24 protein-coding genes and 1 pseudogene are annotated in these 26,852 nt (G+C 65.9%); 10 read left to right on the plus strand and 15 right to left on the minus strand.

What is annotated here, in order from left to right; all coding sequences use genetic code 11:
- Positions 1 to 1,017 carry an MlaA family lipoprotein gene (locus AC06E7_RS06590; RefSeq protein ID WP_478063675.1) on the plus strand — a complete coding sequence of 339 codons (1,017 nt, stop codon included), beginning with the start codon at positions 1 to 3 and terminating at the stop codon, positions 1,015 to 1,017.
- 42 nt (positions 1,018 to 1,059) lie between these two features.
- Here the strand turns inward: AC06E7_RS06590 and AC06E7_RS06595 are convergent, their stop codons facing one another.
- From AC06E7_RS06595 to AC06E7_RS06615, 5 genes are all read right to left on the minus strand, one after another.
- On the minus strand, positions 1,060 to 1,392 hold the full coding sequence (locus AC06E7_RS06595) for a helix-turn-helix domain-containing protein (protein WP_095362372.1): 333 nt from the start codon (positions 1,390 to 1,392) through the stop codon (positions 1,060 to 1,062).
- Entirely contained in the window at positions 1,373 to 1,759 is a 387-nt protein-coding gene (locus tag AC06E7_RS06600; protein ID WP_095362373.1) for a type II toxin-antitoxin system RelE/ParE family toxin, read from the minus strand. Before AC06E7_RS06600 ends, AC06E7_RS06595 begins: the two co-directional genes overlap by 20 nt.
- Before the next feature lie 83 nt (positions 1,760 to 1,842).
- On the minus strand, positions 1,843 to 2,403 hold the full coding sequence (locus AC06E7_RS06605; protein ID WP_184126375.1) for a glutathione peroxidase: 561 nt from the start codon (positions 2,401 to 2,403) through the stop codon (positions 1,843 to 1,845).
- A gap of 58 nt (positions 2,404 to 2,461) precedes the next feature.
- Positions 2,462 to 2,839 carry a hypothetical protein gene (locus AC06E7_RS06610; RefSeq protein WP_217537882.1) on the minus strand — a complete coding sequence of 126 codons (378 nt, stop codon included), beginning with the start codon at positions 2,837 to 2,839 and terminating at the stop codon, positions 2,462 to 2,464.
- A gap of 58 nt (positions 2,840 to 2,897) precedes the next feature.
- Positions 2,898 to 4,361: a DNA recombination protein RmuC gene (locus tag AC06E7_RS06615; protein ID WP_478063677.1), complete on the minus strand. Its 1,464-nt coding sequence runs from the start codon at positions 4,359 to 4,361 to the stop codon at positions 2,898 to 2,900.
- A gap of 49 nt (positions 4,362 to 4,410) precedes the next feature.
- On the opposite strand from AC06E7_RS06615, the gene AC06E7_RS06620 reads away from it, so the two are divergent.
- On the plus strand, positions 4,411 to 5,031 hold the full coding sequence (locus tag AC06E7_RS06620) for a glutathione S-transferase family protein (RefSeq protein ID WP_068847989.1): 621 nt from the start codon (positions 4,411 to 4,413) through the stop codon (positions 5,029 to 5,031).
- A gap of 3 nt (positions 5,032 to 5,034) precedes the next feature.
- Here the strand turns inward: AC06E7_RS06620 and AC06E7_RS06625 are convergent, their stop codons facing one another.
- Entirely contained in the window at positions 5,035 to 6,042 is a 1,008-nt protein-coding gene (locus AC06E7_RS06625; RefSeq protein WP_478063679.1) for a zinc-binding alcohol dehydrogenase family protein, read from the minus strand.
- A gap of 87 nt (positions 6,043 to 6,129) precedes the next feature.
- Between AC06E7_RS06625 and AC06E7_RS06630 the strand changes: the two are divergent.
- The 4 genes and pseudogenes from AC06E7_RS06630 to AC06E7_RS06645 all read left to right on the plus strand — a co-directional run.
- Positions 6,130 to 7,097 (plus strand): annotated as a pseudogene (locus AC06E7_RS06630) (LysR family transcriptional regulator); the annotation flags it as partial.
- A 16-nt stretch (positions 7,098 to 7,113) separates the two neighbouring features.
- On the plus strand, positions 7,114 to 7,740 hold the full coding sequence (gene leuE, locus AC06E7_RS06635; RefSeq protein WP_217537879.1) for a leucine efflux protein LeuE: 627 nt from the start codon (positions 7,114 to 7,116) through the stop codon (positions 7,738 to 7,740).
- Between the two features lie 165 nt (positions 7,741 to 7,905).
- Complete coding sequence (locus AC06E7_RS06640) at positions 7,906 to 8,289, plus strand: hypothetical protein (RefSeq protein ID WP_184126369.1); 384 nt, start codon at positions 7,906 to 7,908, stop codon at positions 8,287 to 8,289.
- 100 nt (positions 8,290 to 8,389) lie between these two features.
- Positions 8,390 to 9,820 carry an amino acid permease gene (locus AC06E7_RS06645; protein WP_217537877.1) on the plus strand — a complete coding sequence of 477 codons (1,431 nt, stop codon included), beginning with the start codon at positions 8,390 to 8,392 and terminating at the stop codon, positions 9,818 to 9,820.
- 45 nt (positions 9,821 to 9,865) lie between these two features.
- Here AC06E7_RS06645 and AC06E7_RS06650 read toward each other — a convergent pair whose 3' ends face one another.
- Complete coding sequence (locus tag AC06E7_RS06650) at positions 9,866 to 11,101, minus strand: dipeptidase (protein WP_478063682.1); 1,236 nt, start codon at positions 11,099 to 11,101, stop codon at positions 9,866 to 9,868.
- Positions 11,102 to 11,215: 114 nt separating this feature from the next.
- Positions 11,216 to 12,388, minus strand: coding sequence for a class I SAM-dependent rRNA methyltransferase (locus AC06E7_RS06655; protein ID WP_210132876.1), 1,173 nt, complete (start codon positions 12,386 to 12,388; stop codon positions 11,216 to 11,218).
- A 277-nt stretch (positions 12,389 to 12,665) separates the two neighbouring features.
- Between AC06E7_RS06655 and AC06E7_RS06660 the strand changes: the two genes are divergently transcribed.
- Both AC06E7_RS06660 and AC06E7_RS06665 read left to right on the plus strand, forming a co-directional pair.
- Positions 12,666 to 13,622, plus strand: coding sequence for a TerC family protein (locus AC06E7_RS06660; protein WP_478063684.1), 957 nt, complete (start codon positions 12,666 to 12,668; stop codon positions 13,620 to 13,622).
- 99 nt (positions 13,623 to 13,721) lie between these two features.
- A complete protein-coding gene (locus AC06E7_RS06665; RefSeq protein WP_210132880.1) occupies positions 13,722 to 14,501 on the plus strand; it encodes a rhomboid family intramembrane serine protease in 780 nt (259 codons plus the stop codon).
- Between the two features lie 152 nt (positions 14,502 to 14,653).
- Here the strand turns inward: AC06E7_RS06665 and AC06E7_RS06670 are convergent, their stop codons facing one another.
- The 7 genes from AC06E7_RS06670 to rpmH all read right to left on the minus strand — a co-directional run bounded on the left by AC06E7_RS06670 (position 14,654) and on the right by rpmH (position 23,490).
- Complete coding sequence (locus tag AC06E7_RS06670) at positions 14,654 to 15,691, minus strand: glycerophosphodiester phosphodiesterase (RefSeq protein ID WP_478064178.1); 1,038 nt, start codon at positions 15,689 to 15,691, stop codon at positions 14,654 to 14,656.
- Positions 15,692 to 15,855: 164 nt separating this feature from the next.
- Positions 15,856 to 16,947 (minus strand): virulence RhuM family protein, encoded by a 1,092-nt coding sequence (locus AC06E7_RS06675; RefSeq protein ID WP_478063686.1) that lies wholly within the window; start codon positions 16,945 to 16,947, stop codon positions 15,856 to 15,858.
- Positions 16,948 to 17,013: 66 nt separating this feature from the next.
- Positions 17,014 to 18,357 carry a tRNA uridine-5-carboxymethylaminomethyl(34) synthesis GTPase MnmE gene (gene mnmE, locus AC06E7_RS06680; protein ID WP_095362384.1) on the minus strand — a complete coding sequence of 448 codons (1,344 nt, stop codon included), beginning with the start codon at positions 18,355 to 18,357 and terminating at the stop codon, positions 17,014 to 17,016.
- Between the two features lie 3 nt (positions 18,358 to 18,360).
- A complete protein-coding gene (locus AC06E7_RS06685) occupies positions 18,361 to 21,039 on the minus strand; it encodes a polysaccharide deacetylase family protein (protein ID WP_478063688.1) in 2,679 nt (892 codons plus the stop codon).
- Between the two features lie 125 nt (positions 21,040 to 21,164).
- Entirely contained in the window at positions 21,165 to 22,856 is a 1,692-nt protein-coding gene (gene yidC / locus AC06E7_RS06690) for a membrane protein insertase YidC (protein ID WP_068848015.1), read from the minus strand.
- Positions 22,856 to 23,344, minus strand: coding sequence for a ribonuclease P protein component (gene rnpA, locus AC06E7_RS06695; protein ID WP_083214014.1), 489 nt, complete (start codon positions 23,342 to 23,344; stop codon positions 22,856 to 22,858). The genes yidC and rnpA overlap by 1 nt, the downstream gene beginning before the upstream one ends.
- Positions 23,345 to 23,349: 5 nt before the next feature.
- Entirely contained in the window at positions 23,350 to 23,490 is a 141-nt protein-coding gene (gene rpmH, locus AC06E7_RS06700; RefSeq protein WP_006404565.1) for a 50S ribosomal protein L34, read from the minus strand.
- Between the two features lie 253 nt (positions 23,491 to 23,743).
- Between rpmH and dnaA the strand changes: the two genes are divergently transcribed.
- Positions 23,744 to 25,078: a chromosomal replication initiator protein DnaA gene (gene dnaA / locus AC06E7_RS06705; RefSeq protein WP_068848017.1), complete on the plus strand. Its 1,335-nt coding sequence runs from the start codon at positions 23,744 to 23,746 to the stop codon at positions 25,076 to 25,078.
- A 276-nt stretch (positions 25,079 to 25,354) separates the two neighbouring features.
- Positions 25,355 to 26,455, plus strand: a complete 1,101-nt coding sequence (gene dnaN / locus AC06E7_RS06710) for a DNA polymerase III subunit beta (RefSeq protein WP_068848019.1) — start codon at positions 25,355 to 25,357, stop codon at positions 26,453 to 26,455.
- The last annotated feature ends 397 nt before the right edge of the window (positions 26,456 to 26,852 follow it).

Below are 26,852 nucleotides of genomic sequence, written 5' to 3' on the forward strand. Positions count from 1 at the left end.
ATGAACGTCATACGCACCGCCTCCCTTCTCCTGCTGGCCTTGGCGCTGAGTGCCTGTGCAGCCAAGCCGGCCCGCGACAGCGCGCCCGCCAGCGTGGCGGTGGCGCCTGCCTCCGCACCGGCGGCTCCCATAGCGGCCGACAGCGCCGCCGATGCAGCGACCTCGCCGACCGTCGCCAGCCCTGCGGCACCCGTGGCCGCCGTTGATTCCGCCCAAGGCGGTGGCGCGCCCGTGCCGGCCGCCACGGAGGTCGCGCCGACCGGTGCCGAGGACGACTTCGCCGCGCTGTACGGCGGTCCGGCGCCGACCGCCGACGGTGCAGAACCGGGCCGCTCGCCGTACGACCCGTGGGAAGGCTTCAACCGCCGCGTGCACGCGTTCAACAACGTGGTCGACCGCGCGGTCGCGCGCCCGCTGGCCACCGCTTACGTGAATGTCGTGCCGCGCTTCGCACGCACCGGCGTGACCAACTTCTTCAGCAACCTGCGCGCGCCGGTGACCATCACCAACCAGCTGCTGCAGGGCCGCCCCGGGGATGCATGGGACAGCCTGGGCCGGTTCGTGATGAACTCCACGCTGGGCATCGGTGGTCTCTTCGACCCGGCCAGCCGCGCGCTGGTACCGCGCCGCAGTGAAGACTTCGGCCAGACCCTGGGTGCCTGGGGCTGGCGCAGCTCGCGTTACGTGGAGCTGCCGTTCTTCGGCCCGCGTACCGTGCGCGACGTGTTCGGCCTGGCTGGCGACATTCCGCTGTCGCCGATCCGCACGATCGAAGAAGACAAGGTCCGCATCCCCCTGCAGGGCCTGCAGTTGGTGGACATGCGCTCGCAGCTGCTGGCACTGGATGACATCCGCGATGGCGCCGTGGACGAGTACGCGCTGACCCGCGATGCCTGGCTGCAGCGCCGCAACTACCAGATCCAGAACGACCTGCGCGGCCGCCGTGACCGCGGCAAGGACGCGGACGACGCGCCGATCCCGGTCGACGCGATGCCGATGCCCAACTGGGGCAACTAAGAAAAAACCCCGCTTCGGCGGGGTTTTTTTGTACCTGCCGGATTACAGCACTGCTTCAAGGCCCTTCCTGTCGATCAGGTTCAGCAGCTTCAGCGATGGCCCGCTGGGCCGCTTGTCTCCCTGCTCCCAGCTTCGCACCGTGGAAACGCTGGTGTTCAGGACACCGGCCAGCACGGCTTGGCTGATCTTCAGCATGTCGCGCAGCGCGCGGATCTGCGCACTGCTGTATTCGGGTACAGGTTCAAGGCACAGTGCGTCGTACTGATGCATCCGTCGCTGGTCGATGAAGCCGTGATCCTGCAGGCCGCGGGCAGTGTCATGCACTGCGTCGAGTACCGCACTCCGGGTACCAGCCTTAAGGCTTTTGTTTGCCATGACAGATCTCCTGCAATTCGCCTCGTTCGAGAGCCAGGTCCAAGGAAGCCGACGGCATGCCCAATAGATCCACGGCCAAAAGCTGCAATGCATCGCGTTCAGCAGGCGTGACGTTGGCACGCACATTCTTCTCGTAGCCGAACAGAAAGAACCAGCGGTTTCCACGATTGCTGGCGAGCAATGTGCGCGTACTTCCCCGCTTGCCCCGCCCCGGTAGCGCAACCCGCTTCTTCAGGACGCCGCCCCCAAGATCCGCATCGACCAGTCCGTGGATCATCTCCTGCACCGCTGCGCAGAGTGCGGCATCGGTCAGATCAAGCTTGCGCATCATGCGGACGAACACCCGCGTCTTGAATACTCGCGTCATGAGTTTACCATACCACTTAGTGGTATGGTAAATCTGAGCATCTGGTCACCTGCGGGCGCATGGGCGCGCAGATGCGAGGCCCCTCAGGCGGCGAGTGCGGCGTCGATGGCGGCGATCAGGCGCGCGTCGTCGGCCGGCACGTCGGGGGCGAAGCGGGCGATGACCTTGCCGTCGCGGCCCACCAGGAACTTCTCGAAGTTCCACAGCACGCCGGGGGCCGGGTTGACGACCAGATCCGGGTACTTGGCGACCGCACCCTGCAGCTTCTCGCGCATCGGACCTTCGCCGGTGGCGGCCGGCTGGGCCTGGGTCAGCTGCTGGTACAGCGGGTGGATGTCATCGCCAGCCACGCTGATCTTGGCGAACATCGGGAAGCTGACGTTGTATTCCAGCTGGCAGAACTGCTGGATGTCAGCGTCGCTGCCCGGCTCCTGGGCCAGGAAATTGTTGGCCGGGAAGCCCAGCACTTCCAGGCCGGCAGCCTGCTTGTCGGCATACAGTGCCTGCAGGCCTTCGTACTGCGGGGTCAGCCCACACTTGGAGGCGACATTGACCACCAGCAGCACCTTGCCGCGGTAGTCGGCCAGCGAACTGGCCTGGCCTTCAATGGTGGAAACGGGAATGTCGTAGACGGTCTGGCTCACGGGAAATCCTGTGCGAAGTGAAAAGGGCACATCGGAGATGTGCCCTGGGAATGGGAAATCAATCGACGCAGATCGTGCCCTGGGCCACGCCGTTGTCAATGCGCTGGCGGCAGCCGAAGTTCTGGCTCACGTCGGTCTGGCATACACCACGCGCCTTCGCACCGGCCACGAGTTCGGTTTCGCCGTCGGCCAGGCACTGGCCGGTGCAGTCGGTCTTGGCGCTGCAGGCCTTGCCGGCATCCGCGTACGGCTTCACGCACTGCACCCGCTGCAGGCGGCCGAGCGGCTTCATTTCACCGCCGGCGGCGGCACAGCTGGCCGCATCCGCAACGGCTCCTTCGGTGCCGGGCGTAGTTGCGGTGGTATCGGTCGGGTGGGACGCGGTGCTGCAACCGGCGAGCACGAACATCAGGGACAACATCAAGCCAAAGCGCATCGGTTCAATCCTTTTGGAAACAATGAAGGCGGGGAGTGCAGTGTGCGGGCAGGAGGTGTCAGTCCTGCGCGAGGGTGGTCTCATCCACGCCGGTATCGTCATCGTCGCCGCTGGCATCGCCCAGCAGCAGATCGGTCTGCTCGCTGCCGAGTGATTCCACCCCGCGCAGGCGGCGTTCGATGGTGCGGGTCTTGCGGCTGGCCTCGCCCAGGCTGCGGCCGACCGTGCTGATCTGCTTTTCGGCCTTTTCCAGGATGCCGGCGAACTTGCCGAACTCGCTCTTCACCGCGCCCAGCAGGCTCCACACTTCACTGGAGCGCTGTTCGATGGCCAGGGTGCGGAAGCCCATCTGCAGGCTGTTGAGCAGCGCGGTCACCGTGGTCGGCCCGGCCACCACCACGCGGTGTTCGCGCTGCAGCAGGTCCACCAGCCCCGGGCGGCGGATCACCTCGGCGTACAGGCCTTCGGTAGGCAGGAACATCACTGCGAAATCGGTGGTGTGCGGCGGCACGATGTACTTGTCGCAGATCGACTTGGCCTGGATCCGGATCGCGCGTTCCAGCTGCGCGCCCTGCACGCGTACGCCATCGGCGTCACCCTGCTCCTGCGCATCGAGCAGGCGCTCGTAGTCTTCGCGCGGGAACTTGGAATCGATCGGCAGCCAGACCGGGGTGTCCTCGTGGCCGCGCCCGGGCAGGCGCACCGCGATGTCCACCATTTCGCCGCTGTCCGGGCGCATTTTGACGCCGCGTGCGTACTGCTCCTGGGTGAGGGTCTGTTCCAGGATGTTGTCCAGCTGCACTTCGCCCCAGCTGCCGCGGTTCTTGACGTTGGTCAGCACCCGCTTGAGGTCGCCGACGCCGGTGGCCAGCTGCTGCATTTCACCCAGCCCACGCTGCACCTGTTCCAGGCGGTCGGACACCAGCTGGAACGACGCACCCAGCCGCGCTTCCAGCGTGGTCTGCAGTTTTTCGTCGACGGTGACCCGCATCTGGTCCAGCTTCTGCGCGTTGTCGGCCTGCAGGCTCCGCAGCTGCTGCTCCAGCGTGGCGCGCATTTCGCCCATGCGCTGTTCGTTGCGCTGGGTCATCTCCTGCAGGCGCAGGCCCAGGGATTCGCCGAACCGGTGCTGCGACTGCGTGGCTTCCTCGCGGCCCAGCCGGGCATCGTCGGCCACGGCCTGGCGCAGCGCGGCCATGTGGGCGTCGCTGCGCTGCTGAGCCTGGCCGGCGTCCTCGCGGGCCTTGCGCGCGTCTTCGCCAAGCGCATCGCGCAGCTGGTCCAGGCGCTGGTCGGTGCGGGTGGACAGGTCGGTCAGCGCGCGCGCGAAGGTTTCCAGCCGCGCGTCCTGCTGCCGGCCCAGCCCTTCGAGCTGCTCGCGCAGTTCACTGCGGCCGGTCCGCGCTTCTTCGCGCAGGCTCTGATCAAGGTCGCCATGGCCGGAACGCCGCAGCAGGGCCACCAGCTGCAGGATGAGGACGGCACACAGCAGGCCGCCAAGGATGAGGAATTCAGGTTGCATGGAAGAAGTGTAGGCTGAGCCGGTCTCATTCGCTGCGCCGGATCGCTCCATGCTGGATCTTCTGGGAAAGTCGACGTCGATCAACGTGCGCAAGGTGCAGTGGCTGTGCGCCGAGCTGGGCCTGCAGTACCGGCAGCTCGGGGCCGACGGCCACGATGCGGATTTCCTCGCGGCCCTGCACCCGCTCAACCCGAACGGCCAGGTGCCGGTGATCCGCGATGGCGACTTCGTGCTGTGGGAATCCAACAGCATCTGCCGCTACCTGGCCGCGGCAGCCGGCCGCCACGACCTGCTGCCCCGCGACCCGCGGTCCCGGGCCCGGGTGGAGCAATGGATGGACTGGCAGGCCACCGACCTCAACACCGCCTGGCGGCACGTGTTCATGGCCCGCGTGCGCCAGCACCCGGCCTACCCTGACGATGGCGCCGCGCAGGCCAGCCTGGTGCAGTGGAACCGGCTCATGCAGCACCTGGATCAGCAGCTGGCCGGGACCGGCGCCTACGTGGCCGGCGAGGACTTCACCCTCGCCGACATCGTGCTGGGGCTTTCCACCCAGCGCTGGCGGCTGACCCCGGGCGACAAACCCGAACTGCCGGCCGTGGCGGCGTGGTTCCACCGCCTCGGCCCGCGCCCCGGGTTTGCCCGCCACTGCGACAACGGCGTGGCCTGAGGCTCAGAAGCCTTCCAGGACCACCTTGCCCACCGCGCGGTGGCTTTCGATGTGCGCATGGGCGCGGCGCAGGTTGGCCGCGTCGATGCGGCCGTAGTTCTCGCCCAGCGTGGTGCGCAGCACGCCGCTGTCGACCAGCTCGGCCACCCGGTTGAGCAGCACGTGCTGCTGTTGCAGGTCGGGCGTGCTGAAGCTGGAGCGGGTGAACATCGATTCCCAGTGCAGCGACAGGCTCTTGCGCTTGAGCGCCATCACATCGAGCTGGCCGGGGTCGTCGATCAGGGCCAGCTGGCCCTGCGGTGCCAGCGCGGTGACGATCTGGGCGTAGTGCTGGTCGGTGTGGGTCAGGCTGGCCACGTGGCTGACGGCCTCGATCCCGATCCGGCCCAGGCCTTCGGTCAGCGGCTGGCTGTGGTCGATGACGTGGTGGGCCCCCAGCGCGTACACCCAGTCCTGGGTGTCCGGGCGCGAGGCAGTGCCGATCACGGTCAGCCGGGTCAGCTGGCGCGCCAGCTGTACCAGGATCGAGCCCACCCCGCCGGCGGCGCCGATCACCAGCAGGGTCTGGCCTTCACCGCCGCCTTCGGCGATGCGCAGGCGGTCGAACAACAGCTCCCACGCGGTGATCGCGGTCAGCGGCAGCGCGGCAGCGGCCGCATCGTCCAGGCTGGCCGGCTTGCGGCCCACGATGCGCTCGTCCACCAGCTGGTACTCGGCGTTGCTGCCCGGCCGGTTGATGTCGCCGGCGTAGAAGACCGCATCACCCGGCTGGAACAGGGTCACCTCGCTGCCCACCGCGTCCACGATGCCTACCGCGTCCCAGCCCAGCACGCGCGGGGCCTCGACGGCCACGCCACGGCGGACCTTGGTGTCCACCGGGTTCACCGACACCGCGCGCACCTGCACGCGCAGGTCGCGCGGGCCCGGGGTCGGCACTGGCAGGGTGATGTCGACCAGCGCCGTCGGGTCGGTGATGGGCAGGCCGTGCTGGGTATAGGCGATGGCTTTCATGGGAAGGTCCTTGGATGAGGCGCTTAGGTTGGCTTGCCCGGTCTCAGCCGGAAAGGCGCAGAATGCAGCAGCACTTTCACTCCTGGAATGAAAATGGTCCGCTTCGAGGATCTTCAGCTGTTCGTCCGCACCGCCGCGCTGGGCAGCTTCTCCAGTGCAGCGCGCGAGGCCGACCTGCTGCCCGGCCAGGTAGCCGCCGCCGTGGCCCGGCTGGAGCGGGAGCTGGACCTGCGCCTGTTCGTGCGTTCCACCCGCAGCCTGCGCCTCACCGCTGAAGGCGTGCTCTATCTACCGTATGCCCAGGACCTGCTGGACACCCTGCACGAGGGCCAGGCCCGGGTGCGCGGCGAAGATGCCGAGCTGCGCGGCGTGCTGCAGGTGGCCGCGCCCTCTGATCTCGGCCGCAATGTGCTGCTGCCCTGGCTGACCGAGTTCCGTACCGCGCACCCGAAGCTGCAGCTGCGCCTGCTGTTGTCCGACCAGGTGGCCGACGTGTTCCGCGACCCGGTGGATATCGCGTTCCGGCTGGGCCGCTTCGACACCGCCAGCTACGTGGCGCTGCCGCTGCTGCCGGGCAACCGTCGCGTGCTGTGCGCCGCACCGGCCTACCTGGAGCGGCAGGGTACGCCGGCCTCGCTGGACGCGCTCAAGGATCACCACTGCCTGGTCTACCAGCTGGCCGGGCGTCCCTACGACCGCTGGAGTTTCGAACAGGACGGGCGGCGCGTGGTGGTCCCGGTGCGCGGCCAGCTGGTGTGCGATGACGCTGACGTCGTGCGGCGCTGGGCGGTGGCCGGCGAAGGCATCGTGTTCAAGTCGTGGCTGGATGTGGCCGACGATGTGCGCGCCGGGCGCCTGCAGGTGCTGATGGGGGGCGCAGGCGACAGCCTGCCGTTGAACCTGGTGTGCCCGCACCGCAAACAGTTTTCGCCCGCGATCCGCCAGCTGCATGCGTTGTGCGCCCATCGGCTGCAGCCGATGCTGGCCGATCTGCCGGGACGTGCGCCGTAGCGCTGTCGGCAGCGGGCCGGGTAGCCGACAATGGCGGCCCCCCGAAGTCGAGTCACCGCCATGCCGTGGATGGGCATCCAGGACCTGTGGACCTTTGTCATCGCCGTGCTGGTGTTCCTGGCGCTGCCCGGGCCGGGCACCTTCACCCTGCTCACCGCCACCGGGCGCGGTGGCGTGCGCGGCGGCTATACCGCGCTGTTCGGGCTGCTGCTCGGCGACCAGATCCTGATGTGGCTGGCGGTGGCCGGCGTGGCGGCCCTGCTCAAGGCCAACCCGCTGGTGTTCCACGCGGTGCAGTACCTCGGTGCGGCCTATCTGGTGTGGGTGGGCATCGGCCTGCTGCGGCCCGCTCCGGCCAGCGGTGACACCGGCGGCATCCGGCTGCAGCCGGGGCACTACTTCCGCCAGGCGGTGCTGATCAGCCTGCTCAACCCCAAGGCGATCATCTTCTACATGGCGTTCCTGCCGCTGTTCATCGACCCGGCGCGACACCAGGGCGTGGTGACGTTCGCGACCATGGCCACGCTGATCTTCGTGCTCAGCCTGGCGTACTGCTCGGTGCTGATCGGGGTGGGCAACCTGTTGCGCCGTCGGATCATCCAGCACCCGCGTGTGGGGGTAGTACTGAAACGTGTCGCGGGGGTTTTCCTGATCGGGTTTGGCGTGCGCCTGGGGCTGAGTGGCTGAGCCCTTTGCGGGGTGGGCGTTTCGCCTGCATTGCCGGCGCGCGGCGATAGGCAACGTCATCGAAATTGCCCTCGGCGATCGATAGCGCGTAATTCTTCCCAGGCGCCGGCAGGTGTCAAATCGTTGCCATCGCGGGCATCCGACCCGTGGCGAGGCAACCGCGAGATGACCACTCCCATGTACTTCGTGCAGCACCTGGCCGGCCACGACGAGCGCCTGCTGGCATTGAGCACCGACCGCGTCGACCTGGCCCATCCGTCGGTCCAGCGGATCGTGGCGGACCTGCAGCCGCTGGATCGCATCGAGCTCCGGGGCTGCCGCTTCGATTGCGCCGCCAGCCTGTTGCTGGGGCTGCGCCGGCGCATCTGCGAAGCCGAGGCCGACGCCTGCGGCTGGCGGGTATTCGATGAACGGGGGGTTCTGCGCTGCAAGAAGCTTCCCGACGACACCTGCGTGATCTATCCACAGGGCGCCGACGATGTGGCGCGCTGGGGCCCGTTGATCGCGGCCAGCCGTGTTGTGCCAGATTCGTCAAGGCGGGCTATTTGAAATGATCGTCAAGGGATTCACGACGTCCAGCAGTAGTAATGGTGCGCCGCGTTCGGTCACACTCGGAAAATTGTCGATACCAGTCACTCTGTGAGGTTCCATGTCATCGCTGCTACGGCGCAAGCCGCTCGATTCCGTCACCGTCCATGAAGCCGGCAGGAGCCTGGTTCGTACCCTCAGCTGGCCGCACCTCATCGCCATGGGCATCGGTGCCATCGTCGGTACCGGCATCTACACGCTGATCGGCGTGGGTGCCAATCTCGCCGGCCCCGCGGTACTGATCTCCTTCGCCATCGCCGGTGCGGTCTGCGCCTGCGCGGCGCTGTCCTACGCCGAGTTGTCCACCATGATGCCGGCCGCCGGCAGCGCTTACACCTACAGCTACACCGCGCTGGGCGAAGTCTTCGCCTGGGTGGTCGGCTGGAGCCTGATCCTGGAGTACTCACTGGTGGTGAGTACCGTGGCGGTGGGGTGGTCGGGGTATTTCGTCGGCTTCCTGGAATGGATACACGGCAACACCGGCATCGACCTTCGGCTGCCGTTGGCGCTCTCTGCCGGCCCGCACGTGGAAGGCGGCGTGTTCAACCTGCCCGCGGTGCTCATCACCTGGGTGGTCGCCGGCGGCCTGATGCTGGGCACCAAGGAAAGCGCCACGCTCAATGCGATCCTGGTGGTGCTGAAGATCATCGCGCTGGGCGTGTTCGTCGCCGTGGCGCTGCCCGCGTTCGATTCAGCCAACCTGCACCCGTTCATGCCGCACGGCTTTGCCAAGTCGCTGGGCCCGGATGGCGTGGAGCGTGGGGTGATGGCCGCGGCCGCCATCATCTTCTTCGCCTTCTACGGCTTCGATGCCATCTCCACCGCCGCTGAAGAAACCAAGAACCCGGGCCGTGATCTGTCGATCGGCATCATCGGCTCGATGGTCGGCTGCACCATCATCTACATGCTGGTGGCGCTGGCCGCCGTTGGCGCGATGAGCTACGCGGTGTTTGGCAGCAGCGCCGAACCGCTGGCCCTGATCATGCGTGAACTGGGCCAGCCCAAGGCGGCGGCGGTCATCGGTGTGGTGGCCATCGTTGCGCTGCCCACCGTGCTGCTGGCCTTCCTGTTCGGCCAGAGCCGCGTGTTCTTCGTCATGGGCCGCGACGGCCTGCTGCCGCGCGGCCTGTCGGCAGTGAACAAGCGCACCGGTACCCCGGTGGCCACCACGTTGTTCAGCGCTGCCGTGGTCTCGGCCCTGGCCGGCGTGGCGCGGCTGGACGAAATTGCCGCGCTGGCCAATGCCGGCACACTGGCGGCCTTCACTGCCGTGGGTATCTGCCTGGTGGTGATGCGCAAGCGTGCACCGGATGCCAAGCGCACCTTCCGCACGCCGATCGCCTGGTTCATCGGCCCGGCCGCCGCGCTGGGCTGCATCTACCTGTTCATCAGCCTGCCGAGCAGCACGCAGCTGTACTTCCTGATCTGGAACGTGATCGGCCTGGCCGTCTATTTCCTCTACAGCCGCCGCAATGCGCTGATCGGCCGTTGAGGCCTTGACGGTAAGGGTGCCGGGCGTTGCCCGGCACCCCAACGGTCATTTTTTGTTGGCATGATCCTGCGCCTGCTGCAGCACACGCAGCAGGTTGCCGCCCCAGATCCCCGCGATCTGTTTCTCGGTGTAGCCCTTGCGCAGCAGCCAGGCGGTGATCTTCGGTAGATCGCTCACGTCCTGCAGGTCGGTAAGCCCGCCGCCGCCGTCCCAGTCCAGCCCGATACCCACATGCTCGGGGCCGACCACGCCCAGGATGTGTTCGAAGTGGGCGAAGAAGTCGTCCAGGGTTGCCTTGCGCAGTGGCAGGCGCTGGTCGATCTCGGCCAGGCCCTGCTTCAGCTGCACGCCCTGGGCCATGCTCAGGTCGTCGTAATCGGCGCCGATCTGCTTCATCAGGGCGTCTTCGGCCTGCGTTCGCGCCGCGTTCTTGCCGGTGTCGATCAGGTAGCCGCCATAGGCATTCACCTGGATCACCCCGCCGGCCTTGGCCAGCTGCTTCAGGCGCACGTCGTCCAGGTTGCGCGGGTGGTTGTAGATTGCCTTGGCCGAACTGTGCGACAGCACGAACGGCACCGGCATGCGCTGGATCAGGTCATCGAACACCGCATCGGAGGCATGCGACTGGTCGATCACGATGCCGAGCCGTACCGCTTCGTCCACCAATGCCTTGCCGGCCGGGCTCAGGCCCTTCCATTCGGCGCCTTTGGTGTCGGTGGCCGAATCGGCAAACTCGTTGTTGGCGAAGTGCACCGTGCTGAGCAGGCGCAGGCCGGCCTGGTGGTAGAAGCTGAGCAACGTGGGGTCGTCGACCAGCGGGCTGGCGTTTTCCATGCTGATGTACACCACGCGCTTGCCGGCCGCCTTGATCCGGGCGGCGTCGGCGGCGGTCAGTGCCAGCGCGAAGGTCTCCGGATGCGCAGCGAGCATCTCGCGGATTTCCATCAACCGCAGCAGGCCCGCATCGCGGTCGTGCTGGTGTGCGGCCGGGCTGCGGTCGCCCTGGTCGGTGTAGATGGCCCAGAACCCGCCATCCAGCGCGCCGTCCACCATACGCGGCAGATCCACCTGCGACAGCGCGTTGTGGTCGTGTCGCTGCTGGATGTCGAAGCCTTCCCGGTGGAAGTTCGCCGGCGTGTCCAGATGGCTGTCGAGGGTAAGCAGTTTCTTATGCAGGGTGGCAGCGCGCGCAAGCTCCTGCGCGCTGAACTCGATGGCGTGGGCCGACAGCGGCGCACACAGCGCCAGTGACACCAGCAGGGACAGGCTGCGCAACGTCATGACGCCTCTCTTCGGATGGGAATGCGTCAGACCATAGCAAAGCGTACCGACCAACGGTCGGTACCTACCATGCCACTTCGCGGTGGGTGCCGACCGTTGGTCGGCACGCGAGGGTCAATCCAGCACGCGGCAGAACACGGCCTTGAGGTAACGCGATTCCTGCACGTGGGCCATGAACGGATGATCCGGGCCGGCGCCGGCGACCTTCAGGATCTGGATGGTGCGCCCGGAGTAGAACGCCGCGCGACGCAGCATGTCCAGGAACTGGTCCTCGGCCACCAGGCCGGTGCACGAGAACGTGGCGAACAGGCCACCCGGCTTGACCACGCCCAGCGCCAGCTTGTTCATGTCCAGGTACTTCTTCAGCGCAGTGATCACCTGGTCGCGGTCGCGGGTCATCTTCGCCGGATCCAGGATCACCACGTCGAACTGCTCGCCGCGGTTGGCCGCGTCGCGCAGCCACGGGAAGATGTCGGACTGCACGAAGCGTGGGCGCACGTTGTTCAGGCGCGCATTGCCCTTGGCGATGGCGATCACGTCTTCGTCGATGTCGATGCCCAGCACATCAGAGGCACCGCGCGCGGCCGCGTACACCGCAAAGCCACCGGTGTTGCAGCACAGGTCCAGCACCGACTTGCCTTCCACTTCCTGGCTCAGCCACTGGCGGTTTTCGCGCTGGTCGGCGAAGAAGCCGGTCTTGTGCGCACCGGCCGGGTCGGCGCGGAACTTCACGCCGTACTCGGTGATCACCGCTGCTTCGGTGGTGGTGTTGCCGTGGAAGTCGAAGCTTTCCTGCTTCTGCACGTGTTCGTCGGCGAAGCTGTGGAAGCGGCAGCCTGGGAACTGCTCGCGCAGCGCCTCGTAGACCCATTCGCGGTGGCGGAACATGCCGGCGGCGAAAAACTCCACCACCACCAGGTCGCCGTAGCGGTCCACCACCAGGCCGGAAAGGCCGTCGCCCTCGCTGTGCACCACGCGCCAGGCATCGGAAATCGTGTCCAGCTTCAGGACATCACGGCGCAGCGACACCGCCTGGGCGATCTTCCGCGAGAACCAGCCGGCATCGACGGGGACGCGCTGGTCGGTCTCGAGGATACGCACGGCGATGCGCGAATGACCGTTGTAGAAGCCACGCCCGATCCACTCCCCATCCACGCCGACCACGTCGACGATGGCGCCGGGTTTCGGGCGGACGGCGGGCTTTTCGACCAGTTTCTGGAAGATCCACGGGTGGCTGGAGCGCCAGGCGTTTTTAAGGCGGACAACGGGATTGGGGACGGTATTCATCTGCCTATTGTAGACGGGCCCCATGGCCCGGCAGGCCGCCGATTTGACGCCAACCCATTCAGCCCGCAGAATCGGCCCCAGAAGGGGAGTAGCTCCCAGACGTTGTCGCCGTCAATTCGAGCCAGCAGGCTCCGGTGCAACGGCAGTCCCACCCGGTGGGACTGCGAGCGAGACCTTCGCCGCATGGCGAAGCTCTGTCCCCGGATCCCCTCCGATCCTCCGTTGCAGATCCTCGCCGTCCGGCTTGAGGCATTTCATTCATTCAACGGACAAACTCATGCAGACGATCGGTAATTTGTGGTTATGGGGCGGCTTCGGCGCGGTGGTGATCATCGCGCTGCTGGTCGATCTGGTACTGATGCGACACGGCGGCCCGCACAAGGTGACCTTCAAGGAGGCCCTGTGGTGGTCGATCGGCTGGGTGGTGCTGGCCCTGGCCTTCAACGGTGGCCTCTGGTACTACTTGAACGAGACCGCCGGCCAGGTGGTGGCCAACAAGGTCGGCCTGGAGTTCCTGACCGGTTACCTGGTCGAGAAGGCCCTGGCGGTGGACAACATCTTCGTGTTCCTGATGATCATGGGTTACTTCGCGGTACCCGAGGAACAGCGGCAGAAGGTGCTGATCATCGGCATCCTGGGTGCGATCGTGCTGCGTACGATCATGATCTTCGCCGGCAGCGTGCTGCTCACCAAGTTCCATTGGCTGCTCTACGTGTTCGGCGCGTTCCTGCTCTTCACCGGCTGGAAGATGTGGTTCTCGGCCGGCCAGGAGCCTGACCTGGAGACCAACCCGGCCCTGCGCTGGATGCGCAAGCACCTGCGCCTGCTGCCCGATTACGCCGGCAATGCCATGAGCGTCATGCGCGACGGCAAGCGCTGGTACACCCCGCTGTTCGTGGTGCTGATCCTGATTGCCGTCACCGACGTGATTTTCGCGGTGGACAGCATCCCGGCGATCTTCGCCATCACCACCGACCCGTTCATCGTGCTCACCTCCAACGTGTTCGCGGTGCTGGGCCTGCGCGCGATGTTCTTCCTGCTTGCCGGGATGGCCGATCGCTTCCACCTGCTGCCGTACGGCCTGGCTCTGGTGCTGGCCTTCATCGGCGCCAAGATGATGCTGATCGACATCTTCAAGATCCCCACCCCGATCTCGCTGGGCGTGGTTGCGGTGATCATCTCCGCCACCGTGGTGCTGAGCCTGAAGAACCCGCCGAAGACCGGCGCTGCGTAACCCCTGATTGCCGCCGGCGGGATTGTCCCGTCGGCGGCACCTCTGTCTCCCGTCGCGTTGCCCTTGTGTTCAGGCTGGCGCGACGCAATCCCTTTGGGTATGAACGCCAACCTGCCCCTGCCTGCCGGCGAGCCGCCGGTCTCTTCCCGCAACGACCGTGGCCGCGTGGTGCGGGCGTTCAACCTGAGCCTGGCCTTCGTGCTGGTGCTGGTGGCGGTGTTCACCGCGCAGGGTCACTTCGATTGGCGCCCCTGGGCCGTGGCCCCGCTGGAAAGCGACGGCCTGCTGGGCATCCTCGGTGCGCCGCTGCTGCATGGTTCGGTCCAGCACTTGGCCGCCAATAGCTTTGCTCTATTAATTCTTGGCACTTTGGCAGGCAGCGTCTATCCAAAGGCGACCCTGCGGGCCTTCCCGCTGCTGTGGATCGGCTCCGGGCTGGGCGCCTGGCTGCTCGGCGATATCGGCAGCCGCCACCTGGGCGCCAGCGGCATCACCCACGGCCTGATGTTCCTGGTGTTCGTGCTGGGCCTGCTGCGTCGGGACCGCCCCGCCATTGCCGCCGGCCTGATCGCCTTCCTGTTCTACGGCAGCATGCTCATCACCATCCTCCCGCATGAGCCGGGTGTGTCCTGGCAGTCGCACATGGGTGGCGCCTTCGCCGGCATCATCAGCGCGCTGCTGTTCCGCCTGTCCGACCCGATGGCCCCGCGCAAGCGTTACAGCTGGGAAGAGGAAGACGAGGACGCGCTGGACGCACAGCGCGACAGCGACCTCGAGCCGCCCTCCCCGCACCGCGTGCCGGTGCTGTGGCAGCCGCGCGAAGGGCAGGATTTCGTCGTGTTGCCGTTCCGCCCGCGGGATTCGGATTCCTCCCGGTAGGCGTCGCAAGGAACGGTAATGCCGTTCCTGACGTCGCTTGCGACGGCCCGAAGGGTGCCCGCCAACGGCGGGCATACCGTTGGTCGATGCGCTGAGTGCCGATCATTCTCCGTACCGACCAACGGTCGGTACCTACCTGCGCGGCGTCGTTTTTACGGGGTGCCATCCACCGCTTTGCGCCCCAATGCCGGATCATCGGTGAAAAACGCATCGATCCCGGTGGCCAGGTAGGCGCGCATCTCCGCCACCGACCCGTCGGGATTGCGCGTGTTGGGCTCACCCTTGCGGAATTCGGCGGCCATGAAGGCATTCTCCGGCCGGAACGTATACGGCACCACCATCAGGCCTACCGCGTGCGCATCGCGCACCAGTGAGGTCGGCGGGCCGAGGCGACCGTTGGCATCCAGCGGAATCACCATGCGCAGGCTGGGTCCAATGCCATCGGCATAGCCGGCGATCTGGTCCAGCCCGGCGGGCGTGATCATGTCGACATAGCGCTGGCTGCCCTTGGCGGCGAGCACGTCGCCCGGCTGCTGCTTCGGGTCGCCCAGCAGCTGCAGCAGGCGGATGTTGCTGTCGCGGCCGAGCTTGGCGCGCAGATAGCGCAGGTTGCCCACCTCGAACGACTGGATCGTCACCGGGGCCACGCGGGTATACGGGTTGGCCTGGAGGGTTTTCACCAGCAGGTCTTCCATCGGCAGGCCGATGCTCTTGAAGTAGGTGCCGTGCTTGATCTCCGGCACCAGCCCGATCCCGCGCCCGGCGCGACCGGCTTGCTGGACCAGGAAGGTGACGATCTCGTCCAGCGTGGCAATGCGGAACTGGCCGTCGAAGGCAGTGCTGCGCAGCTGCGGCAGGCGCTCGCGGGCGTACAGGGTCTTAAGCTCGGCCAGGGTGAAGTCTTCGGTGAACCAGCCTTCGATGCGTTCGCCATCGATGGTCTTGGTCGTTCTGCGGCTGGCGAACTCGGGATGGGTGGCCACATCGGTGGTGCCACTGATCTCGTTCTCGTGCCGCGAGACCAGCACGCCGTCCTTGGTCATCACCAGGTCCGGCTCGATGTAGTCGGCGCCATCGGCAATGGCCTGCGCGTACGCGGCCAGGGTGTGTTCGGGCAGCAGCGCGCTGGCGCCGCGATGGCCGTACACCGCCGCCTTGCGCGGCGCGGGTGGGGAAGATTCAGCGCTCATGGCCACCGATGGTGCCACGGCCAGCGAGAACAGCAACGCACAACCCCACAACGACTTCGACACTGCAAACCCCTGTTGGTACGGCGGCCCGCGCCGACGCGGCGGGGGCGTGGAAACGACGTGCGCATTGTCGTCGCGCGGTATGACAGATCGAAGAAAGCCAGTTATGCGCCTCCTGCGACGTCCCCGGCCCCGGCAGCGAGCTCTTTGACTTCCTTGTCGAAGTCGCTCTCGAACAGCCGATCCTGGACTATCCGGTACTTCTCGAACTCTGTCTCCGCATGAGACTGGGCCAGTTTCGCGGAGACCTTGCCACTGTTCTTGAGGACTTTGCGATCATCAAATTCCAGGAATGCGTCGAGCCGCTTGGCCCAGTCTTCCATGCTCATGGGAATTCGGCGACGAGCGCGGTCTTCTGCCAGTTCGAGGTAGGCGTTCACGATCCGGCCCAGTGAATCCAGCTCTTCCTGGGTTAGATAGTTTTTGGCCACCCCAACGTCGGTCTTCAGGATCCTGCCATCCGGTGCGCTCGCCCAGGACGTCAGGCCCATGTGGGGAAGGCCGCTGTTTGCCCGCCTGCTGATCAGCTCTGCGGCCGTGTGCCCGTGGATGGCGTAGTGGAGCTTGTTCTGCACCTTGGCGAAGAATGCCTTGGTCGTTGGGGCATCCTTGTTGTAATCCAGGCTGGTAGCGTAGATATCGGTGATCTTCTGGTAGAAGCGCCGCTCGCTGAGACGTATCTCGCGGATTTCGGCGAGCAGGCGCTCGAAGTAGTCCTCGCCCAGAAAGCTGCCGTTCTCCATGCGCTGCCGGTCGAGCACGTACCCTTTGAGGGCAAACTCGCGCAGTACGCCCGTAGCCCATTGACGGAACTGCGTGGCTCGTACCGAGTTGACTCGATAGCCGACCGAGATGATGGCGTCCAGGTTGTAGAAGTCCACCGTTCGGGACACCTCCCTTGAGCCCTCCTTTTGAACTATCCGGAATTTCCGGATAGTTCCTTCAGGTCCAAGCTCCTGGCTCGCAAATATGTTCTGAAGATGCTCGCTGACGGTGCGAACATCTACTCCAAAGAGCTCTCCCATCAGCTTTTGGGACAGCCATACAGTCTCATCCTCGTAGCGGGCTTCAATGCTCGCCTCGCCTGCCTGCCTGGTGAAGATCAGGAACTCGGCAGTGCTGTTTCGGATCAGTGTTTTTTTTTCCATCGCCTGCTCCTCGATGGCACGTCTGGGAGTCTGGGTGCCGGTGAACAAGTTTGATGCTAGCGCAGCTGATTGAACGTGCTGCCTTTCCCGGTCCGTGAAGTTGGCAGTATTGGCTTACTTCCCGATACAGAAGCTCGAGAAAATCCGCCCCAGCAGGTCATCGGCGCTCATCCGTCCGGTGATCTCGCCCAGCGCCTCATGCGCCAGCCGCAGTTCCTCGGCGGCCAGCTCCAGGTGTTCATGCACCAGCTCTGCTTCGGCGCGCTCGGCGTGGCCGATCGCCAGGGTGATCGCTTCCACGTGGCGGGCGCGCGCGGAAAACTCGCCCTCCACGCTGTCGCCGGCGCTGCCGCTGGCCAGCTCGCGCAGGCGTGTGTGCAGGCGGTCGAGGCCCTGGCCGGTGGCGGCCGAGACGTGCACCACGTTGGCATCGATGTCGGCCGGCAGTGCCTCCAGCAGGTCGCTCTTGTTGTGGATCCACAACTGCAGCGGCACCTCGGCAATGGCATCGGCCACGGCGGCGTGGCCGGCCTGCGGGTCGCGCGCGTCGAGCACGATGATGGCCAGGTCGGTGCGCTGCATCTCCGCGCGCGCACGCCGCATGCCTTCGCGTTCAATGGCATCGCCGCCGTCGCGCAGGCCGGCGGTGTCGACCAGGGTCAGCTCGAGCCCATCAATGCGGATGGTTTCGCGCAGGGTGTCGCGGGTGGTACCGGCGATGTCGGTAACGATCGCGCGTTCGCTGCCAGCCAGTGCATTGAGCAGCGAGCTCTTGCCTGCGTTGGGCGGGCCGACCAGCACGGCGTGCAGGCCATCGCGCAGGCGGCGACCGCGTTCGGCGTCGTCGCGCAGCGTCGCCAGCGCCAACTGCACTTCGCCCAAGCCCTGCCGAACCTGATCGCCTCCCAGCGTATCCAGCGGTTCGTCGGCGAAGTCGATCGCCGCTTCCACATGGATGCGCAGCCGCACCAGCTGCTCGCCGGCATCTTCCACGCGGCGCGAGAACACGCCGTCCAGCGAGCGCCGCGCCGCGCGCGCGGCACGGGTATCGCTGGCCGCGATCAGGTCGGCGATGGCCTCGGCCTGGGCCAGGTCGAGCTTGCCGTTGAGGAAGGCACGTTCGCTGAACTCCCCTGGCCGTGCCTGTCGCGCGCCGAGCGCGATGCAGCGACCCACCAGCTGCTGCAGCACCACCGGGCTGCCGTGGCCCTGCAGCTCCACCACGTCTTCGCCGGTGAAGCTGCGCGGATTCGGAAAGTACAGGGCGATGCCGTCATCCAGCACCTCGCCGGCGGCATCGCGGAAGCGCGCGTAGTGCGCGTGCCGCGGCTGCAGTTGCGGGCAGCCCAGATCCACGGCGATGCGCAGCGCCTGCGGGCCGGACACGCGCAGCATGCCCACGCCCCCGGCACCGGGCGCGGTGGCGATGGCAACGATGGTGTCGGTGGCGGCGTTCATGGCTCAGAGCTTCTCCAGCTGTGCGCGGGCCTGGGCAGCGCCGCTGCCCTGCGGCTGCAGCGCCAGGTAGGTGGTGTAAGCCTGCCTGGCCTTGGTCTTGTCGCCGGCGTGGAAATAGGCATCGCCCAGGTTGAGGTGGGCTACCGCGCGTGACGGGTCGATCTTCAGGGTGTTTTCCAGCCAGCGTGCCGCTTCAGCGTAACGCTGCTGGCGGTAGTAGACGAAGCCGAGGTTGTTGGCCGCCTGGGCGAAGTCCGGTCGCAGCTTCAGCGCTTCGGTGAACTGGGCAACGGCCTCCTCATAGCGCTTCTCGCGGTACAGCTGCAGGCCCCGGTCGTTGGCCTGCTGCGCGCGCTGGCGGTCAGAGGTCGGCACGGCTGCCGGCACCACCAGCGTGCTCTTGCCGCCCTGCAGGTCGGCCACGGTCACCGGCGCCTCGCCAGCGGGCTTGGCGTCCTGCGCGGCATCCACCCGGTTGTTGAGCGCGATCGCGTCCGCCGAGAGCTGGCGGGTATCGGCAGTGAGGTATTCCTGGCTGTCGGGCACCTGGAACACGAACTCACCGCCCTGCGACCCGGGCAGGCTGCCGAACGCCGGGGTCTGCCGCGACACCGCCGATACCGCCGGCGCCACGTAGGCCGCCAGCTCGGTGCCGGTGATCAGGCCATCGCCATTGAGGTCGCCCTTGCCTGCAAGCGCCTGCAGCAGCACCCAGGTGAACACCGAATGGCCGTTCGGGCCGCTGTCGGCCACCTGCTGGTCGCTGCCACCGGCGGTGAGCATCTGCCGCGCGCTGCGCTTGGCGTTCTCGCGCAGGAAGGCCGACGACGAGGGGCCGCCACGGGTCAGGCCCAGGCCGCTGTAGCAGGCATCCATCACGAACATCACGTGCTTGGCCTGCATGCTTTCGGCGATGTTCTGGATGTCGGTCATCGCGATGGCATCGGTGGCGAATTCGTTGGGGTCCGAATCCACCGGGATGATGTAGCCCAGGTCGCGGCCCGACGCCAAACGCCGGGTCGCGCCATGGCCGGCGAAGAACACGAACACGCGGTCGTTGCGCCCGGTGCGGTCATCGGCCAGGCGGTCGTGGAAGGCGGCCAGGATGTTGTTGCGGGTGGCCTGTTTGTCCTTCAGCACGATCACCTGCGAGGACGGAAACCTGAACTGCCCGGTCAACGTATCGGCGATGGCCTGCGCATCGTGGCTGGCGTATTCCAGCCGCGGCCACTTGGCGTACTCGTCGATACCGATCACGATCGCCCACGACTTCTCGTAGCCGGTGGTGACCGTGGCTTCGCTGGCAGCAGCGCTGCGCGGGCGGCTGACGGTGAACTCGCGGCCATTCCAGCCGGCGAACTGGTAACCCTCGGCAATCAGCCGGTCCAGGATCTGCGGCAGTGCCTTCACCGCGCGGTCGTGGATGTCGTGGAACAGGATGATCCCGCGCTGTTCCTTCTTCACCTGGCCCAGCACGCGCTGCACGATCGATTCGGGCACCGGGTCGGCCCAGTCCATCGAATCGATGTTCCACATGATCGACTTCAGGCCGGCCTCGTTGAGCAGCTGCAGGCCTTCGGCGTTGCGCGCGCCATAGGGGAAGCGGAACAGCGGCGCGCGGCGCTTGTCCACGTCCTTGAGCAGCGTGTCGGTTACCAGCACCTGCTGGCGCAGCGCCTCGCCGGTGGTGCGTGACAGCTGCGCGTGGGTCAGGCTGTGGTTACCCACCGCGTAGCCCTGTTCCATCAGGTTGCGGCTGATGCCGGCCATCGGACCCAGCTTCACGCTGCCATCGGCATGCACTTCGCCCAGGTTGCGGCCCACCTCGAAGAACACGCCTGGCACGTCGTAGCGCTTTAGGATGGCCACCACTTCGTCGGTGTAGGCCTTGTGGGGGCCGTCATCGAAGGTGAGCACCACGGTCTTGGGCGGCAGGTCGCGGCCGAAGATCTCGCGGTCGCTGTCCTTCATCGACATCGGATAAGGCTCGATCACGCCGTAATCGCGCAGGATCGCCTCGCGGCTGTATTGCTTGTGCAGGTGGGCCAGGTAGTCGTCCCACTTCTCGCGCTTGAGGGTGATCGCGCGGGTGCGGTCGAAGCGGCTGAAGATGTTGGTGATTTCCTGGTTGTAGTTGCGCTCGATCTCATCGAGCGCGTCCAGGTCTTCGCCCACGCGCTGGTGCAGCTTCACCGCCGGCAGCGAGGAATCGGTGCCGATGCGCTCGTGCAGGTCGCGCAGCACTTCGCGGAACGCCAGGCGGTCGGCGTCGTACAGCTCCGGCGCCGATTCGATGTAGTCCAGCACCGTGCCCAGGGTGGCAAAGCGCTGCGGGCTGCCGTCGCGCAGCAACGCATCGAATTGGGTGGCAATGGCCTGGCGCTGGTCCAGCCCGTCGTGGAACAGCTGCTGGCCGATGCGGCTGGAGGTGTCACGGTCACGCGCGGACTGCTGCGCTTCGTCGGCCAGCAGCACGATGATGCGGCGGTGGCCGTCGAGCTGCTTCTGCAGGGCGGTGAGCAGCGGCGCGGCCGCTGGGTCGGCGGAGGCCGCAGCCTGCGCGCTGGGCTGCGTCGGGGTCGGCGTTGCCGGGGCGGCGGGGTCGTTGTTGCCGCAGCTGGCAACGGCCAGGGTCAGCAGCAGCAGGGACGGCAGGCGGAACAACGACGACGCACGGGGCATGGGGGGCTCGGTGAGGTGCTGCGGGTAGGTGAATGCAGGCGATTGTATCGCCGGCAAAGAAAAACCCGCCGGAGGGCGGGTTTTCTCTTTTGAAAGCCAGACGACCAACGGTCGTCTGCTACCGATTACTTTTTGGCGGTGGCCGGGACCGGGTCGCCGCCGTGGCGCTTGGTCATCCACCACTGCTGCAGCAGGCCCAGGCCGCCGTTGACCACCCAGTACAGGACCAGGCCGGACGGCATGAAGGCCATCATGACGCCGAAGATCAGCGGCATCATCTGCATCATCTTGGCCTGCATCGGGTCCATGCCCGGTGCCGGGGTCAGCTTCTGCGTGGCCCACATCACCGCCACGTTGATCACCGGCAGGATGAAGTACGGGTCGCGTGCGGTCAGGTCCTGGATCCAGCCCAGCCACGGGGCCTGGCGCAGTTCCACCGATTCCACCAGCACCCAGTACAGGGCGAAGAAGATCGGCATCTGGATGAGGATCGGCAGGCAGCCGCCCATCGGATTGATCTTCTCTTTCTTGTACAGCTCCATCATCGCGGTCTGGAACTTCTGGCGGTCATCGCCATAGCGTTCCTTGAGCTGCGCGATGCGCGGCTGGAAGCGACGCATCTTGGCGCCGCTCTTGTACTGCACCGCCGACAGCGGGTACAGCACCAGCTTCAGCAGCACCACCAGGCCCACGATGGCCCAGCCCCAGTTGTTGACGACCTTGTGGACCTGGTTCAACACCCAGAACAGGCCCTGGCCGATCACGGCCATGATCGAGAAGCGGCTGTAATCGACAACGCGATCCAGGCCCGGCACATCTTCCTTGGCGATCTGGTTGACCAGCTTCGGGCCCACCCACAGGCGTGCCTCGCTGCTCACCTGCTGGCCCGGGGCCACGGTGAACGCCGGGCCGGTGGCCTGGATCTGGTCGCGGCCATCATGCTGGGACAGCGAGTAGTTCGCGGCCTGGTCCTTCTGCGGCACCCACGCGGTGAAGAAGTGGTGCTGCAGCATCGCCACCCAGCCACCGGTGACCTGCTGGTTCAGCGGGCCATCGTCCAGGTAATCCTTGAAAGCCCGGCGCTGGTACTTGCCGTCCTTGTCGAACCAGGTGGCGCCGTTGAAGCTGAACGAGTCCGGGTTGGTCATGCTGCGCGACAGGATCGTCGGCGTGCGGTCCAGGGTGCGGTACACGTAGCCGCTCCACGGGGCGGTGCCGGCGTTGATCACTTCGTCCTTGACCTTGACCGCGTATTCATTGCGGTTGACGGTGAAGGTGCGGCGGATGCTCACGCCATTCGGACCATTCCACACGAACGGGATCTGCAGTTCGTTCTGCCCCTTGGCCAGCACGAAGTCCTTGGCATCGCCCACCAGCGTGAAGCCGTTGGCTTCCGGCACCGGCATGCTCTTGTCCTGGCTGGTCCAGCCGGTCACCGCGCGGTACGGGTGGGCCGGGTCTTCGGTCAGCAGGCGCACCGGCGGGCTGCCGTCGTCCTTGGTCTGCGGGAACTGCAGCAGCTCCGCATCCAGCACGGAGCCGCCGTCGAGCACCAGGCGCAGCACGTCGGTGGTCACGGTCACGCGCGGCGCGCCGGCCTGGGCCTGCGCGGTCGGCTGGGTGGCCGGGGCGCTGCCCGGGGCCTGCGGCACGTTGGCAGCGGGGACGGCGCCCGTTGCACCCGGCACCGGTGCCTGGGTCTGGGCGGCCACCGGCGCGGTGGGCGCCGGCTGGGCCTTGTCGCTACCCCACTGCATCCACAGCAGGATGGCCACCATCAGCCAGGCAACAATCAGGAAAACGCGGGTCTGGTTCATCAGCGTGCAGGCTCGACGGGGCCGGCAGCGGGTGCCGGCTCGGACTGGGAAAGGGGTGCAACCCCGGGCGGCGGCATTGTGCCGTCCGCGCCCGGCATGGGCAATGCGCCCAGCCGGCGCAGCAGGCGCTCGAAGGCCTGGCGGATCTCGGAATTACTTGCGGTACGGGCGGAACTGCGGGCAACCACGACATAATCGCCGGACGTCATCCACGGCCGTAGGTGGCGGGTGGCGTCGCGCAGCACTCGCTTGATACGGTTGCGACCCACGGCTCGGGGATCGACTTTGCGCGAAACGGCAAGACCCAGCCTGGCCGGCGTGTCGCTCTTCAGCCAGTGCAGGGTCATCAGCGGTTCGGACACACGGCGGGCGCCGTTGAAGACCGTTGTATATTCGGCACGCGTACGAACCCGCGCAGAGCGAGGAAATCGCTTGCGCGGGTCGGAACTGCTCACAGTCAGGATTGCGTCTGCCGCGGGAAGCGGCATTGCAATCAAGCGCTCAGGACTTTACGGCCCTTGGCGCGGCGACGCGACAGGATCTTGCGGCCGTCAGCGGTCTTCATACGGGCACGGAAGCCATGGTCGCGCTTACGCTTGAGGTTGCTGGGTTGGAAAGTGCGCTTGGTGGCCATGCGGGCCTCTATATGAAGGGGACGGAAAGAACCGGAAATTCTATAGACCTACCCCGGGGCGCGTCAAGCCCATGTCACTACGGGATTTCACCGGCCTGTGCAATAGCTGTGGATCATTTTGTGAATAACTTCGGGACAACCATTCCCGGCACCCCGCGTCGGTGGTAGGCTGCGCCATCCATTCTTTCCCCTTCCGGCCTGCGGCACGGCGGCTTTCTGCGCCCCAACCGCCGGCCCCAGACGATTATTGCCGATGGATGCCTGGTCCCGTTGTCTCGAACGCCTTGAGGCGGAGTTCCCGCCCGAAGATGTTCACACCTGGTTGAAGCCGCTGCAGGCCGATCTGCGCGCGGACAGCCTGGTGCTTTATGCGCCAAACGCCTTCATCGTCGACCAGGTCCGCGAGCTGTACCTGGCGCGGATCAAGGAACTGCTGGCGCACTTCGCCGGTTTTGGCGACGTTTTTCTTGAAATCGGCTCGCGTCCGCGGGCCGTGGAGGCGCAGATCGCGCCGATTCCGGGCCATTCGGCGCCCGCTGCGCCGGTTGAGCCGCTGGTGCCGTTCGCCGGCAACCTGGATTCGCACTACACCTTCACCAACTTCGTGGAAGGCCGCAGCAACCAGTTGGGCCTGGCCGCAGCGTTCCAGGCCGCCCAGAAACCGGGCGACCGGGCGCACAACCCGCTGCTGCTGTACGGCGGCACCGGCCTGGGCAAGACCCACCTGATGTTCGCCGCCGGCAACGCCATGCGCCAGGCCAATCCGGCCGCCAAGGTGCTGTACCTGCGTTCGGAACAGTTCTTCAGCGCCATGATCCGTGCGTTGCAGGAAAAAACCATGGATCAGTTCAAGCGCCAGTTCCAGCAGGTGGACGCGCTGCTGATCGATGACATCCAGTTCTTCGCCGGCAAGGACCGAACCCAGGAAGAGTTCTTCCACACGTTCAACGCCCTGTTCGACGGCAAGCAGCAGATCATCCTCACCTGCGACCGGTACCCGCGCGAAGTCGAAGGGTTGGAAGCGCGCCTGAAGTCGCGACTTGCCTGGGGCCTGTCGGTGGCCATCGAGCCGCCGGACTTCGAAACGCGCGCCGCGATCGTGCTGGCCAAGGCCCGCGAACGCGGTGCTGAGATTCCCGACGATGTGGCGTTTCTGATTGCCAAGAAGATGCGCTCCAATGTCCGCGACCTCGAAGGTGCGCTCAATACCCTGACCGCCCGTGCCAACTTCACCGGCCGCGCGATCACCACCGACTTCGCCCAGGAAACCCTGCGCGACCTGCTGCGTGCCCAGCAGCAGGCCATCAGCATTCCCAACATCCAGAAAACCGTGGCCGACTACTACGGGCTGCAGATCAAGGATCTTCTGTCCAAGCGCCGGACCCGCTCACTGGCCCGTCCGCGACAGGTCGCCATGGCCCTGACCAAGGAGCTGACCGAGCACAGCCTGCCGGAAATCGGCGATGCCTTTGCCGGTCGTGACCACACCACGGTGCTGCATGCGTGCCGGCAGATCCGGACGTTGATGGAGACCGACGGCAAGTTGCGGGAAGACTGGGACAAGCTGATCCGGAAGTTGAGCGAATGATGCATGTACGCCGCATAGGCGTCATCGCATAAAACGGTGCAAAATCCGGGTGTAAGCGAGGGACAGGCTGTGGATAAAAAACTGGTTTGAGTTGGCGGGATTTTTATCCACAGGCTTCCCCACCCCTTGGGGGGTAGTAGTGCAGAGGGTTTCGAGGCGATAAAAGCCTTTATTTACAAATACTTAGATGTGTTTTCCCGCGATTCTGGCTCTACCATCACCACCAAGCTTTTGATTTATTCCACATCTTTTTAAAGCATAGGGGCACGGAACCACATGCGTTTCACACTGCAGCGCGAAGCCTTTCTCAAGCCGTTGGCACAAGTCGTCAACGTGGTCGAACGCCGCCAGACCTTGCCGGTTCTGGCTAATTTCCTGGTCCAGGTCCAGAACGGGCAGCTGTCGCTGACCGGTACCGACCTGGAAGTGGAGATGGTGTCGCGGATCGCGGTGGATGATGCCCAGGACGGCGAGACCACCATCCCGGCACGCAAACTGTTCGAGATCATCCGCGCCCTGCCCGACGGCAGCCGGATCACCGTCTCGCAGACCGGTGACAAGATCACCGTGCAGGCCGGCCGCAGCCGCTTCACCCTGGCAACGCTGCCGGCCAACGACTTCCCGTCGGTGGACGAAGTGGAAGCCACCGAGCGCGTGGCGATCGGCGAAGCCACCCTGAAGGAGCTGATCGAACGCACCGCGTTCGCGATGGCCCAGCAGGACGTGCGCTACTACCTCAACGGCCTCCTGTTTGACCTGCGCGGCGATGCGCTGCGCACCGTTGCCACCGACGGCCACCGCCTGGCGCTGTGCGAAACCGACCTGGAAAAGGCCAGTGGCGCCAAGCGTCAGATCATCGTGCCGCGCAAGGGCGTGACCGAACTGCAGCGCCTGCTGGAAAGCGGGGATCGTGAGATCGAGCTGGAAGTCGGCCGCAGCCACGTGCGCGTCAAGCGCGACGATGTGACCTTCACCTCCAAGTTGATCGATGGCCGCTTCCCGGATTACGAGGCCGTGATTCCGATCGGTGCCGACCGTGAAGTGAAGGTGGATCGCGAAGCCCTGCGTGCCTCCTTGCAGCGTGCCGCGATTCTGTCCAACGAGAAGTACCGCGGCATCCGCGTGGAAGTCTCGCCGGGCAACCTGAAGATCAGCGCGCACAACCCGGAGCAGGAAGAAGCCCAGGAAGAGATCGAAGCGGATACCACCGTGAGCGATCTGGCCATTGGCTTCAACGTGAACTACCTGCTGGATGCCCTGTCCGCACTGCGCGACGAGCATGTGGTCATCCAGCTGCGCGACTCCAACTCCTCGGCCTTGGTTCGCGAAGCCAGCAGCGAGAAGTCGCGCCACGTGGTGATGCCGCTGCGTCTCTGACCGGATGCTTGGTTCCACGTGGAACCGCGGTAACCTGGAAGCCCGGCCAAGCGCCGGGTTTCTTTTTGCCCAGACGTTCCACGTGGATCATCAGGCAAGCAGCACGAGGAGAGCCACGCCGCGCGTTGCTGCTTTTGATCTTGCTTTTTGCCGCTGCGCTTGTACAACCGAACCTTCTCGCGGCGGGGGACGTTCGAATCTCACGACAAGATCGGCCAAGCAGGTCATGGTTCAGCAGATTCGCACAACGCGTGGGTTTGCCGCCTGATTCCCAGCTCTAAGCTTTTAAAAACTGTATATAAATCTAAAGCTAGGTGGTGGTGGTAGAGCCAGATTTGGTTGAAAAGTACCTTATCTACTTGAATTTAAAGGGAAATTTGGTACTGAAACCCCCGGT

The organism is Stenotrophomonas sp. Steno-Z4 (genome assembly GCF_056393145.1).